Consider the following 12,850-nt stretch of genomic DNA (forward strand, 5'->3'; position numbering starts at 1 on the left):
CAAGAGCCTGTTGCTGTTTCTGCTCTGCCGTCTGTCGGGGTTGGGGCTGGCGACGTCGCTGCGGATCGGATTGCTCCTGTCGCAGGGCGGCGAGTTCGCCTTCGTGTTGATCGGCAAGGCGGTCGGGCTGTCGGTGCTGGACGGTCACACCGGCCTGCTGCTGTCCTCTTCGGTCGCGCTGAGCATGGCGGTGACCCCGGCCATCGGCGCCCTGGCCCAGCGGCTTGCCCAGTTCATCGAGGCCCGGATGGGGGCAGAGGCCTTCGGCATCGAGACCAGCGACCTGAAAAGCCATGTGCTGATCTGTGGCTACGGCCGCGTCGGCAAGGCGGTCGCCAAGCTGCTGACCGAGCACAACATCGCCTATGTGGCGCTGGACCTGGAGCCGCAGCGCATCGCCGCGGCGCGGCATGACGGGCTGCCCGTCTATTACGGCGACGCCAGCCAGGGGAGCGTGCTGCGGGCCGCCGGAATCGAACGGGCGCGCGCAGCCGTCATCACGCTGAACCGGCCGGATGCCGCCCACCGCGCGGTGGAGGCGATCCACGCCACGGCCCCGACGCTGCCGATCATCGCCCGCGCCCATGACCTGGGGCAAAGCGCCGCCCTGGCCGGGGCGGGAGCGACCGCCATCGTGCCTGAAACCATGGAGGCCAGCCTGCAGCTCGCCGGCCTCGTGCTGCGCAGCGCCGGGGTTGAGACCGCCGCGGTCGACCTCAGCCTGAAGGCCTATCGCGAGGGCAACTACCGGGCGCTGGCCGAGCAGAAGAACGCCGACTAAAGCGCGATCGCTTCAGACGGAATCATCTGAAGCGTAAATCGCACGGAAAATCAAAAGCTTTACCGGGCGAAGACCCGCGCCCGGTCGATGTGCACGGCGCAGCGGTCGCCGGCGACGATGCCGAGGGTGGCTAGCCGCTCGCGGTCCATCTCGGCCTCCAGCGCCAGACCGGCGAGATCGATCTCGATCCGCGCATCGGGGCCGACGACATGGATGCCGGAGATGCGCGCCGGACCGGCCGAGGCCGGGGTAACGCCGAGGTCGTGCGGGCGGACATAGGCCACCGCCGGTCCCTGCACGCTGCCTTCGGTCGGGATCGTCAGGGCGCCGCCGCCGACATGGGCGATCCCCCCCTCCACCGTGCAGTCGAAGCGGTTCACCTGCCCGAGGAATTCGTAGACGAAGGCGGAGGCCGGGTGGTCGTAGACCTCCGCCGGGGTGCCGATCTGCTCGATCCGGCCCTGGTTCATCACCACCACGCGGTCGGCCAGCTCCAGCGCCTCCTCCTGGTCGTGGGTGACGAAGACGGAGGTGATGTGAATGTCGTCGTGCAGCTTGCGCAGCCAGCGCCGCAACTCCTTGCGGACCTTGGCGTCGAGCGCGCCGAACGGCTCGTCCAGCAGCAGCACCTTCGGTTCGATGGCCAGTGCGCGGGCAAGCGCCACGCGCTGGCGCTGACCGCCCGACAGCTGCGCCGGGTAACGGCCGGCGAAGGGCGACAACTGCACCAGTTCCAGCAGTTCGGTCACGCGCTGGCGGATCTGGGCGCTGCCCAGGCGCTGGCCGCGCGGCCGCACCTTCAACCCGAAGGCGATGTTTTCGAACACGGTCATGTGCCGGAACAGGGCGTAATGCTGGAAGACGAAGCCGACCTGCCGGTCGCGCGGCTTCAGCCCCAACGCCTCCTCCCCGTTCAGCAGAAGGCCGCCCGCATCGGGGCTTTCCAGCCCGGCCATGATCCGCAGAAGCGTGGTCTTGCCCGAGCCGGAGGGGCCGAGCAGGGCCAGAAGCTCGCCCGACTTCACCTCCAGCTCGACGGAATCGAGGGCGATGAAATCGTTGAAGCGCTTGGTGATGCCTGAAACCTGGATCGCCATGGGTCGCGTATTCCTCTCCAGAGTCCGGCGATCAGTGCCGGGCCGCCGCCAGCTCGTCCCCGAATCGCCACTCCAGCGCGGTCTTCACGACCAGCGTGACCAGGGCCAGCATGGCCAGGAGCGAAGCGACCGCGAAGGCGGCGACGAAATTGTATTCGTTGTAGAGAATCTCGACATGCAGCGGCATCGTGTTGGTCTCTCCCCGGATATGGCCGGAGACGACCGACACGGCGCCGAACTCCCCCATCGCGCGGGCATTGCACAGCAGCACGCCATAGAGCAGCGCCCATTTGATGTTGGGCAGCGTGACGCGCCAGAAGGTCTGCCAGCCGGACGCACCCAGCACCAGCGCCGCTTCCTCCTCGTCGGAGCCCTGTTCCTGCATCAGCGGGATCAGTTCGCGCGCCACGAAGGGGAAGGTGACGAAGACGGTGGCGAGCACCAGCCCCGGCACCGCGAAGATGATCTGGATGCCCATGTCGCGCAGATAGGTGCCGAACAGGCCGTTCATGCCGAAAAGCAGCACATAGATCAGGCCCGAAATCACCGGCGAGACGGAGAAAGGCAGGTCGATCAGCGTGATCAGCAGGTTCTTGCCGCGGAAGTCGAACTTGGCGACGCACCAGGACGCGGCGACGCCGAACACCAGGTTGGCCGGCACCGAGATGGCCGCGACGATCAGCGTCAGCTTGATCGCGGCGACGGCGTCCGGTTCGATCAGCGCCGTCCAGTAGGCGTCGAAGCCGCGGCGCAGCGCCTCCACGAACACCGCCACCAGGGGCAGCAGCAGGAACAGCGCCAGGAACAGCAGGGCTCCCCCGATCAGCGCGGCGCGGACCCAGGCGGGTTCGGTCAGGGCCGATTGGGCGGGCGGCACCGGGATGGAGGCCGGCGCGGAAATGCTGGTACCGGCGGGCATATCAGCGGGCATGGCGCGACCTCATCCACTGCTGAAGAAGGTTGAGGATCAGGAGCATGAGGAAGGAGACGCCCAGCATGGCCGTGCCGACCGCGGCGGCGCCGGCATAGTCGTACTGCTCCAGCTTGATGACGATCAGCAGGGGGACGATCTCGGTCAGGCCGGGCATGTTGCCGGCGATGAAGATGACCGAGCCGTATTCACCGACGCCGCGGGCGAAGGACAGCGCGAAGCCGGTCACCAGCGCCGGCAGGACCGCCGGCAGGATCACGCTGCGGAAGGTCTGGAAGCGCGAGGCGCCGAGGGAGGCCGCGGCCTCCTCCTCCTCCGCCGGCAGGTCCTGAAGGATCGGCTGGACGGTGCGGACGACGAAGGGAAGGCCGATGAAGGTCAGCGCGATGGCGATGCCCAGCGGCGTGAAGGCGACCTTCAGGCCGAACAGCTCGTTCAGCGGCTTGCCCAGCCAGCCGTTCGGCGCATAGAGCGCGCTGAGCGCGATGCCCGCCACGGCGGTCGGCAGGGCGAAGGGCAGATCGACCAGCGCGTCGACCAGCCGCTTGCCGGGGAAGTCGTAGCGCACCAGCACCCAGGCCACCAGGAAGCCGAACACCGCGTTGGTCAGCGCCGCGGCTAAGGAGAGGCCGAAACTGACCTCGAACGCGGCGATCACGCGGGGCGTGGTCACCGCCGACCAGAAGCCGCCCCAGCCAAGGCTGCTGGAGCGCAGGATCAGGGCGGCCAGGGGGATCAGAACGATGAAGCCGAGATAGGTGAGCGTGAAGCCCAGCGTCAGCCCGAAGCCCGGAATGACGCTGGGTTTCCGGAAGAGGGGAACGGGGGCGCGGACCGTCACCGCCCCCCCCTTTCCTGCCAGAGCGCCGTCGCTGTCGGCAGCGGCGACCATGGGTCAGCGCCCCTTCTGGAAGATCTGGTCGAAGACACCACCGTCGGAGAAATGCTTCTCTTGCGCGGCACGCCAGCCCCCGAATTGGTCGATCGTGACCAGCTTAACATCCGCAAAGCGTCCCGCATACTGGGTCGCCAGTTCCGGAAGGCGCGGACGGTAATAGTTCTTGGCCGCGATCTCCTGTCCCTCACGGGTGTAGAGGAACTGCAGGTAGGCCTCGGCCACCTTGCGGGTTCCCTTGCGGTCGACGACCTTGTCGACGACGGCGACCGGCGGCTCGGCCAGGATCGACAGGCTGGGCACCACGATCTCGAACTTGTCGGCGCCGAATTCCTGCAGCGACAGGTAGGCCTCGTTTTCCCAGGCCAGCAGCACGTCGCCGATCTCGCGCTGTGTGAAGGTCACGGTGGAACCGCGGGCGCCGCTGTCCAGAACCGGGACGTTCTTCAGCAGCTGCGACACGAATTCCTTGGCCTTGGTCTCGTCGCCGCCGTTGGCCTGCAGGGCATAGGCCCAGGCCGCCAGATAGTTCCAGCGGGCGCCGCCGGAGGTCTTCGGGTTCGGGGTGATGACCTGGACGCCGGGCTTCACCAGGTCGTTCCAGTCCTTGATCCCCTTCGGGTTGCCCTTCTTCACCAGGAACACGATGGTCGAGGTGTAGGGGGCGCTGTTGTTCGGCAGGCGGGTCTGCCAATCCTTCGGCAGCAGTCCGGCATCGGCGATGGCGTCGATGTCATAGCCCAGCGCCAGGGTCACGATGTCGGCGTCCAGGCCGTCGATGACGGACCGCGCCTGCTTGCCGGACCCGCCATGCGACTGGCGAACGGTCAGGGCGCGGCCGGTTTCCGCTTCCCACTTCTTGGCAAATGCCTTGTTGAACTCAACATAGAATTCCCGCGTGGGATCGTAGGAGACGTTCAGCAGCGCGTCCTTGGAATCTGCGGCGGCAACGCCCAGCCAGGCCAGCGTCAGGCCGGCGGCAAGGAGGGTCAGGCGGCGAAGCGACATGGCGGGGGTCTCCTTGGGTAGCTCCTGAATTGCACGAACTTCTTTCGTGGTATCCGTGCTTTCTTTTCTATTTCTTGTGTAGAGTTTGCCCACTGGCGGTGCGCTTGGGAAGTGGTTTTTTCGCATCCACCCGCGGGAAAAACGCAAATTCCAATCAACCCATTGGCGTTAAAGCGGAAAGCGCCTCCGGTGACCTCGTTCGGCAGACCCTGGCGGAACCTGCGCCGGATGGGGAACCGCATCCGGAACCGGCAACTTTGCCGGCCCCGCCCTGTTGATTACCGACAGATCGACACATTCAGGAGCGCACACGATGGCTGGCAATTTCCGGAAAGTAGGCACTGAACTTCCGAAGGCCGGCACCTCGCGGGGCCTGGGCCGTCCCGCCATGTGGACGATTCTGGGCATCCTCGCGGTCATGGCCCTGCTGCTGCTGTTCTTCCCGACCTGGTGACCGCGGCCGGAGGGGAGTGAGCGATGCTGGTCTACGGCGACCAGGACACCTGCGAGGATCCACGCCGCACCATCGCACGGCTGAAACAGGGGCTTGCCGATGCCGACCGCCTCGCCCCCGGAGCGGAACGGCACGGTGCCCTGACAACGCTGTTCATCGAAGCGGGGGAACTGGCGCAGGGGCTCGCCGACTCGGAATTCCACAGCACCGGCGAGGATGATTGCACGCCGTTGCAGCAGGCGGCCATGGCGCTCGTCATGGCTCTCGCACAACGGGTCGCCGGGTCCTGGCGGCCGGTGGAGCGGCGGGAAGCCACGGTTCCGCTCGACCCGCGCCCTCTGGAAAGCTTGGCCGCTTTTCCCCTGCCGGACCTGATCCGCATGCGGCGCGCCGAGGGCTATGCCTTCTACAGCCTTTATCCGGAAGCCTATCTGGAAGCCGCAGCGAGATTGCCGCCGCGGTTCGCCGACGCCTCCATGGTGATCGGGCTGCGCAGCATCGGCACCGGACTGGCGGCCATGGCGGCAGTGGCGCTGAAGTCTTGTCCACCGATAACGCTGCGCCCGGTGGGGCATCCGTTCCGGCGGGAACTGCGGATCTCCAACCGCCTCCGTGCCAGGATGCTTGCCGACCCCAAGGCCACCTACGTCATCGTGGACGAAGGGCCGGGCCTGTCCGGCAGTTCCTTCGGCGCGGTGGCCGACTGGCTGGACTCACAGGGGGTCGGCGCAGACAGGATCGCCTTCCTGCCCGGCCATTGCGGCGACCTGGGCCCCCAGGCGTCAGAGCCGCACCGCCGGCGCTGGGCCGCCGCAGCGCGCCCGGTCGTCGATTTCGATTCACTGTTCCGCTCGGGCGAAGGGCCGTTCCCACCGCTGGAATGCTGGTTCGAGGATCTGCTTGGCCCGGCCTTGGCGCCCCTGGAAGACCTGTCGGGCGGGGCATGGCGGCGGCTGCACGATTCCACAGGCGCCTTGCCGGCCAATCCACAGCAGGAACGCCGGAAATTCCTCCTGCGCACCGGCAGCGGCCCCTGGCTGCTGAAGTTCGCCGGCCTGGGCCGTGCCGGGGAGAATGCGCTTGAACGCGCCCGCCTGCTCCACGCTGCGGGCTTCACCGCCGAACCGGCGGGTTTGCGCCATGGCTTCCTCGCCGAACGCTGGCTGGAGGGCACCCGTCCGCTGACTCGCCCGCTTGCCGACGTCATGCCGGACATGGTGGACCGCCTCGCCGACTATCTCGCCTTCCGCGCCCGGCACCTGCCGGCCCCTGCGGATTCCGGCGCCCCCCTGCCCGGCCTGCTGGCCATGGCACGCACCAACGTCGCGGAGGCGCTGGGCCTGGATGCCGCAGCAGTGCTGGATCGCTGGACGCCGGACGGGCTTACCGAGTTGGAGGCCGCCGTACGGCGCGTGGTCACCGACAACCGGCTGCATCGCTGGGAATGGCTGCGGCTGCCGGATGGGCGCCTGATGAAGGCCGATGCACTGGACCATGCCGCCGCCCACGACCTGATCGGCTGCCAGGACATCGCCTGGGACGTGGCCGGCGGCATCGTGGAATTCGACCTGTCCGATGCGCAGGCCCGCGGCCTGTGCGGTGCTGTGGACGCGGCAGCGGGGCTGGACCGGCGGCTGCTGGAATTCCTCCTGCCCTGCTACATCGCCTTCCAGATCGGCTATTGGACCTTCGCCATGGGCAGCGACCCATCCGCCGCGGCGGAACGCCGGCGCTACGAAGACCAGTGGCACCGCAGGGTCGGGAATGGTGCCGGAGGCGCCTAGGCCATTTCAGCCGACGGAGTCGCTCCGGCCAGCGCCTCGTTCAAGACTTGCAGCAGGTTGTCGATGCGGTAGGGCTTCGGCAGCATCCGGATGCCTTCGGCCCGCGCCACGTCCTCGCTGTAGCCGGTCGTCAGCACCACCGGCAGGCCGGGACGCAGCGCGATCGCCTCGCGGCAGAGGTCGATGCCGCTCAACCGGCCGGGCATCACGACATCGGAGAACAGCAGGTCGATGCGCTCCCCGCCGGCCAGCATCGGCAGCGCCTCGTCCGCGGTGGTGGCGCGCAGGACGATCCAGCCGGCATCCTCCAGCGCCGCCGAAACGGAGGAGGCGACGACCGGATCATCCTCCACCATCAGCACGCGGGCGGCATCCCGGCGCTGGATCGCGATGCGGGCCGGCGGGGCGGTCACCCGCGGCACCTGGGCGGAGGCGCGCAAAAGAAGCGTGACGGTGGCGCCCTGCCCCGGCCGGCTGTCGATCCAGACGGTGCCGCCCGCCTGCCGGGCCAGCCCATAGACCTGCGCCAGCCCGAGGCCGGAACCCTTGCCGACCTCCTTGGTGGTGAAGAATGGGTCGAAGGCCTTGGCGATCACCTCCGGCGGCATGCCGGTCCCGGTGTCGCTGACCGACAGGCGCACGAACTCGCCCTCCAGGCCAGTGGGGTTGCCGGGTTCGAGCGTGGCGTTTTCCGCCGCGATGGTCAGGCTGCCGCCCTGGGGCATTGCGTCGCGCGCGTTCACCGCCATGTTGATCAGCGCCAGCTCGAACTGGGTCGGATCGACCTCGATCGGACGAAGCTCGGGGGCGAAGCGGGTTTCGACCCGGATGTCGGCGCGCAGCGCGCGCTCCAGCAGGCCGGCCATGCCCAGAACCCGGTCGCGCAGGTCGATGGGTTCCGGGCGCAGGCTGTCGCGGCGGGCGAAGCCCATCAATTGCTGGACCAGCTTGCTGCCGCGGTCCACCGCCTGCATTCCCGCCTCCAGCAGCGGCGCCACCCGCGGCTCCGCGGTGCGGCGGCCGATCATGGTCAGGCAACTGCTGAGCGCCTGGAGCAGGTTGTTGAAATCGTGGGCGACCCCGCCGGTCAGTTGGCCGACCGCCTCCATCTTCTGCGCCTGCCGCAGCTGCTCCTCGGCCCGGCGCAGGGCGGCTTCGGACTCCTTGCGCGCGGTCACGTCACGGCCGACCGCGTGGATGAAGCGGTCGTCGGGAACCGCGGTCCAGGAAATCCAGCGGTAGGATCCGTCCTTGTGGCGATAGCGGTTCTCGAACCGCATGGTGGTCAGGCCCGATTCCAGCCGGCCCGCCTCGGCTCCCGTCGCCTCCCGGTCCTCGGGGTGGACGTAATCGAGGAAGACCGTTCCCAGCAACTCCCGCTCCTGCCAGCCCAGCAGGGCGGTCCAGGCCGGGTTGACCGCGGTGATGGTCCCGTCGAAGCGCGCGACCAGCATGATGTCGGTCGACAGCCGCCACATGCGGTCGCGGTCGGCGGTCCGGTCGGCCACGCGCTGTTCCAGCGTCGCGTTCAGTTCGCGCAGGGCCTCCTCGGCACGCTTGCGGTCGGTGATGTCGTAGCAGGCGCCGAGCACCCGCGTCACGCCCCCTTCCCCCTGCAGCCCGGCATGAGTGATCGCCTGCGCGCGCCGGGCGATCCAGCGCGCCTCACCACTGCCGGGACCGCTGCCGGGCCTGAGGATGCGGTATTCGACATAGCCCAACCCTTCCGCCGGCACGCGGCCGGGCTGAAGCGTCGGCAGGGATGGCCGGTCGGCCGGATGGATCAGGGTGACCAGTTCCTCGAGGGGAACCAGAGGCCGCGGCTCGACACCCCAAAGCCGGCAGAATTCCGGCGACACCGCCAGCATCCCGTCCTCGCGCAGTTCGAAGGTGCCGACCCCGCCGGCATCCTGCGCGATGCGCAGCCGCTGCTCGCTTTCGCGCAGCGCGTCCTCGGTGCGCTTCATCCCGGTCACGTCGTTGCCCTGGACGAACATGCCCGTGACCTGGCCCCGGTCATCCCGGATGGGCTGGAACACGAACGTGACGAATCTGTCCTCCAGCGGTTCCCCTGGCCGCCGCGCCAGCCTCGCGCGCATCCCCTCGCCGACGAACGGTTCGCCGGTGGCATAGACATGGTCGGCCAGTTCGAAGAATCCCTGCCCGACCACTTCCGGCAGAGCCTGCCGCGCCGGCTTCCCGATGATGTCGCGGCAGCCGATCAGGTCGAAATAGGCGTCGTTCGCCATCTCGAAGACATGGTCGGGACCCCGCCAGACATACATGAACCCCGGCGCCTGCCGGAAAAGGGCACGGAACCGCTCCCCCTCCGCCCGAAGCTGGCGGTTGGCGCGGCGCAGCTCGGCTTCGGCCTGCACGCGCTCCACCGCCGACCAGGTGCGTTCCGCCACCTCCCTGACCAGGTCAATCTCGTCGTCGCGCCACCGCCGCGGGGTCCGGTTGTGCACATAGAGCGCGGCGACCATCCGCCCCTGCTTCACGAGGCTGGCGGTGATGACCGCGGCGAATTCCAGGGCGTCGAAGGCCGCCCGCAGGTCCGGCGCCGCCGTGCGTGGATCGCGGGTGGCGTCGTGGATGACCAGCGTCTCCCCCTTGCGCAATGCCGTCAGGACGGGCTCTCCGAAGCCCATCAGGTCATGCGTGCCGATGTGGGACTGCACCGTTCCGTCGGTCCAGTTGCGTTCGGTGGTGAAGAAGCGCTCGCCATCGTCCATCCGGCCATAGCCGACGCGGCTGGCGCCGAGATGCCGCCCGATCGCCGCCGCCGCCGCGACCACCACATCGAGCGGATCCGACAGCTCCCGCAGACGGTGCTCCAGTTCCACATGGAAGGCCATTCGCCGCTGGGCCAGCACCGCCGCCGTCGTCTCGGTCACGATGCAGAGGAAGCCTCCGACCGCGCCGTCCATGGTCATGATCGGCGTATAGGAGAATGTGAAGTAGGCGTCCTCCTGATGACCGTTCCGTTCCAGCGGCACCGTCCAGTTCTCGTGCCTTAGGGCTTCGCCGCCCAGGACCTGGCGGACGAAGCCCTGCACCTGCGGCCAGGCGTCCGGCCATACCTGCGCCATCGGCCGTGCAAGCGCATCGGGATGCCGGGTGCCGAGAATCTCGACATAGGCGTCGTTGTAGAGAAAGGTGACCTCCGCCCCCCAGCCGATGAACATCGCCTGCCGGGAATGCAGCATCAGCCCAGCCGCCGCACGCAGTTCCGGCGGCCAGCCGGCAGGCCGGCCGAGAGGCGTCGCATCCCAGTCATGGCTGCGCATGAGCCCGCTCACCTCGCCCACGCCGGTCGGGAAGGCGGGCGGCACGGCGATGTCGGATGACGGTCTCACCGGCGAGGCCCGGCGTTGGCGGAGTTCGGGCAGCCTTGGGCGTCCATCACAAGCAAGCGAATGGTCAGAGTCGAAGCAACCCCTTATCACACGCCGGTAGGGTGACGAGGTAGCTGTCCAATCGTCAGCCCCGTTCGAGGTAGCGCCTGTGCCGAAGGGGAGACGACCGACAAGCTGGCTTTCCAAGGCTTGAGCATACTAATATATTGCAATCGGTGCCGCAGCCTGCCTCATCTCTTACCGGGCGGTCGCTTTCAGTGACCGTTCCATGGGGCGGTTTCCGGATGCTCCTCTCGGACTTGAGGCCCGCCGTGCTATTTTGGCCGGCGGCTTCCTTTTCCGTCCTGCGGACGCTCCCCCCTTATCAAGACCTGAAAACGGGACCTGGACATGACCTTGCCTTGCCAAGCGGTCCTGTTCGATTTCGACGGTGTGATCGTCGAATCGAACGCGATCAAGCTTGAAGCATTCCTCAGCCTTTACCGCGGGCATGGCCCGGAGGTGGACCGGGCGATCGCCGATTTCTACCATCGCAACGGCGGGCTGCCGCGGGGGCAGATGCTCCACCATTTCGATCAGGTGCTGCTGGGCCTGCCGCGGAACGACGAGCGGATCGAGGAGATGGTCCGGCGCGTCGGCGGGATGGTGGAAGACGCCGTCACCGCCTGCGAGGAGATCCCCGGCGCGCTCGACTTCATCCGCCGCCATGGCGAGCGGCACCCGCTGTTCATCGCCTCCGGAACGCCGGAAACGGAGTTGCGGCGGATCGTGGAGCGCCGCGGCTGGACGCCGCTGTTCGCCGAGGTCGCTGGCAGCCCGCGCCACAAGACCATCGTTGTCGCCGACCTGATCGACCGCCACGGCATCGACACCACCCGCAGCGTCTTCGTCGGCGACGCCCTGACCGACCTGGAGGCGGCGCAGACCAACGGCCTGCCCTTCATCGGCGTCGTCCGACCCGGTGCGGAGAACGTCTTCCCCGCCAGCACGCACATCGAACCCGACCTGACCGCGCTGGAACGCGCCATCGCGACGGTGCTGGGCCGCGCGTGAGCGCGCCGCCGGAACTCGCTTGAGGCGGAACTACTGGCCGTCGACCACGGTGCCGGCGGCCAGACCGTTCTCCGATCATCACTTGCCAAATGGGCTGCGGCGCCTTCCTTCCGCCCCACGCCCCGAAATTTCGCAAAACTTCCCAGCCTCACCGCCACCGCCTGCGGCAAACTGTCCGCCCAGGCTCAAAAACACGGAAGCGGTTTGCCTTCGGTTCTAATATATTAGTATAATAATGCCACGATGCTTCCGGTGAGGCCCAAACCATGACCGCGGACCCATTGGAAACGGCACTGCTCCTGCGTGTGGTGATGATCCTGGGGCTGATGCTTCTCGGTTTTTTGTAACCTCTTCCACAGGGATGCCTGGACCATGGCGACCTACACCGACCTAAAGCGCGACGATTACCGCGCCACCATCGACGGCAAGCCGGTGGACCTGTTCACCCTGCGCAACAGCCGGGGCATGGTGGTGCGGATCACCAATTACGGCGCCAAGATCGAACAGATCCTGGTTCCGGACCGCGACGGCGCTCTGGGCGACGTCGTCCAGGGCTATGACACCATCGATGGCGCGATGGGCGGCCAGCCCTCCATGGGGTCCTTCATCGGGCGCTATTGCGGGCGCATCGACGGCGGCCGCTTCACCCTGGACGGCGTGGAGCATCAGGCTTCGGTGAACAGCCCGCCCAACACCCTGCATGGCGGCCAGCGCGGTTCCCGTTTCCGCGTTTTCGATGCCCGCCAGTTGGACGAAGCCAGCCTGGAACTGACCTACGTCTTCCAGGACGGCGAAGAGGGCTTCCCCGGCACCCTGCCGGTGCGGCTGGTCTATTCGCTCGGCGACGACAACGCCCTGACCATCGCCTGGACCGCTGTGGCGGCCGACAAGACCACCATCGCCAACTTCACCGACCACACCTTCTTCAACCTGTCGGGCGATCTCGGATCGTCCATCCTCGACCATGTCGTCACCGTCCACGCCGGCCGCTATCTGGCGCTCAGCGACAACGCGGTGCCGACGGGCGAGATGGTGGATGTCACCGGCACGCCGCACGACTTCCGCAGCCCGGCTGCCTTCGGCGACCGCATCGACGCCGACGACCGCATGCTGGCGCTCGGCAAGGGCTACGACCTGCATTACGTGATCGACCAGCCGGCATCCGGCCCCGCGCCGGCGCTGCAGGCCCGCATCCTCCATCCCGGCAGCGGCCGGACGCTGGAGGTGCTGTCGACCGAACCCGGCATTCAGCTCTACACCGGCAATTTCCTGGAGGGCAAAGCCCCGCGCGACATCGGCAAGGGCGGCACGCTCTACACCAAGCACAGCGCCTTCTGTGCCGAACCGTCGAAGTTCCCGAACGCCGTCAACATCCCCTCCTTCCCCTCGACCGTGCTGCGCCCCGGCCAATGGTATGCCGGGTCCATCGTCTACCGGTTCGGGGCGGTCTGAGGCGGCGCCGCCGCCCGCCCCCTCCTGTCCCGCACG

The 12,850-nt window shown here is 67.9% G+C and carries 10 protein-coding genes (1 of these 10 only partly in view); 5 read left to right on the plus strand and 5 right to left on the minus strand.

Annotated elements, in window-relative coordinates; genetic code table 11:
* Positions 1-781: the 3' end of a monovalent cation:proton antiporter-2 (CPA2) family protein gene (locus ACWPKK_RS16340; RefSeq protein WP_452006075.1), read on the plus strand. 917 nt of this gene lie to the left of the window's left edge; only the last 781 of its 1,698 coding nucleotides appear in the window; its start codon lies beyond the left edge, outside the window; its stop codon occupies positions 779-781.
* A gap of 59 nt (positions 782-840) precedes the next feature.
* Here ACWPKK_RS16340 and ACWPKK_RS16345 read toward each other — a convergent pair whose 3' ends face one another.
* The 4 genes from ACWPKK_RS16345 to ACWPKK_RS16360 are packed head-to-tail and all read right to left on the minus strand — an operon-like array spanning position 841 to position 4,712.
* Positions 841-1,878 carry a sulfate/molybdate ABC transporter ATP-binding protein gene (locus ACWPKK_RS16345; RefSeq protein ID WP_452006077.1) on the minus strand — a complete coding sequence of 346 codons (1,038 nt, stop codon included), beginning with the start codon at positions 1,876-1,878 and terminating at the stop codon, positions 841-843.
* Positions 1,879-1,909: 31 nt separating this feature from the next.
* Positions 1,910-2,797: a sulfate ABC transporter permease subunit CysW gene (gene cysW, locus ACWPKK_RS16350; RefSeq protein ID WP_324864592.1), complete on the minus strand. Its 888-nt coding sequence runs from the start codon at positions 2,795-2,797 to the stop codon at positions 1,910-1,912.
* 1 nt (position 2,798) lies between these two features.
* Positions 2,799-3,701, minus strand: coding sequence for a sulfate ABC transporter permease subunit CysT (gene cysT / locus ACWPKK_RS16355; RefSeq protein ID WP_324864586.1), 903 nt, complete (start codon positions 3,699-3,701; stop codon positions 2,799-2,801).
* Positions 3,702-3,704: 3 nt separating this feature from the next.
* Entirely contained in the window at positions 3,705-4,712 is a 1,008-nt protein-coding gene (locus tag ACWPKK_RS16360) for a sulfate ABC transporter substrate-binding protein (protein ID WP_324864584.1), read from the minus strand.
* Positions 4,713-5,025: 313 nt separating this feature from the next.
* On the opposite strand from ACWPKK_RS16360, the gene ACWPKK_RS16365 reads away from it, so the two are divergent.
* On the plus strand, positions 5,026-5,166 hold the full coding sequence (locus tag ACWPKK_RS16365) for a hypothetical protein (protein ID WP_188092503.1): 141 nt from the start codon (positions 5,026-5,028) through the stop codon (positions 5,164-5,166).
* Between the two features lie 23 nt (positions 5,167-5,189).
* Positions 5,190-6,950: a hypothetical protein gene (locus ACWPKK_RS16370; protein WP_452006081.1), complete on the plus strand. Its 1,761-nt coding sequence runs from the start codon at positions 5,190-5,192 to the stop codon at positions 6,948-6,950.
* Here the strand turns inward: ACWPKK_RS16370 and ACWPKK_RS16375 are convergent.
* Positions 6,947-10,309 carry a PAS domain S-box protein gene (locus tag ACWPKK_RS16375; RefSeq protein ID WP_452006084.1) on the minus strand — a complete coding sequence of 1,121 codons (3,363 nt, stop codon included), beginning with the start codon at positions 10,307-10,309 and terminating at the stop codon, positions 6,947-6,949. The two genes, ACWPKK_RS16370 and ACWPKK_RS16375, sit on opposite strands and share 4 nt — an antisense overlap.
* A gap of 390 nt (positions 10,310-10,699) precedes the next feature.
* Between ACWPKK_RS16375 and ACWPKK_RS16380 the strand changes: the two genes are divergently transcribed.
* Both ACWPKK_RS16380 and ACWPKK_RS16385 read left to right on the plus strand, forming a co-directional pair.
* Positions 10,700-11,362 carry an HAD family hydrolase gene (locus tag ACWPKK_RS16380; protein WP_452006087.1) on the plus strand — a complete coding sequence of 221 codons (663 nt, stop codon included), beginning with the start codon at positions 10,700-10,702 and terminating at the stop codon, positions 11,360-11,362.
* 372 nt (positions 11,363-11,734) lie between these two features.
* A complete protein-coding gene (locus tag ACWPKK_RS16385) occupies positions 11,735-12,814 on the plus strand; it encodes an aldose epimerase family protein (RefSeq protein WP_452006090.1) in 1,080 nt (359 codons plus the stop codon).
* Positions 12,815-12,850 lie beyond the last annotated feature (36 nt).

Source organism: Azospirillum largimobile, assembly GCF_977007025.2.

Excerpts from the sequence above, each read along its gene's own strand:
- ACWPKK_RS16385 (WP_452006090.1), top strand. The coding sequence starts at position 11,735 with ATGGCGACCTACACCGACCTAAAGCGCGACGATTACCGCGCCACCATC.
- ACWPKK_RS16370 (WP_452006081.1), top strand. The coding sequence starts at position 5,190 with ATGCTGGTCTACGGCGACCAGGACACCTGCGAGGATCCACGCCGCACC.
- cysW (WP_324864592.1), bottom strand. The coding sequence starts at position 2,797 with ATGCCCGCCGGTACCAGCATTTCCGCGCCGGCCTCCATCCCGGTGCCG.
- cysT (WP_324864586.1), bottom strand. The coding sequence starts at position 3,701 with ATGGTCGCCGCTGCCGACAGCGACGGCGCTCTGGCAGGAAAGGGGGGG.
- ACWPKK_RS16380 (WP_452006087.1), top strand. The coding sequence starts at position 10,700 with ATGACCTTGCCTTGCCAAGCGGTCCTGTTCGATTTCGACGGTGTGATC.
- ACWPKK_RS16365 (WP_188092503.1), top strand. The coding sequence starts at position 5,026 with ATGGCTGGCAATTTCCGGAAAGTAGGCACTGAACTTCCGAAGGCCGGC.
- ACWPKK_RS16345 (WP_452006077.1), bottom strand. The coding sequence starts at position 1,878 with ATGGCGATCCAGGTTTCAGGCATCACCAAGCGCTTCAACGATTTCATC.
- ACWPKK_RS16360 (WP_324864584.1), bottom strand. The coding sequence starts at position 4,712 with ATGTCGCTTCGCCGCCTGACCCTCCTTGCCGCCGGCCTGACGCTGGCC.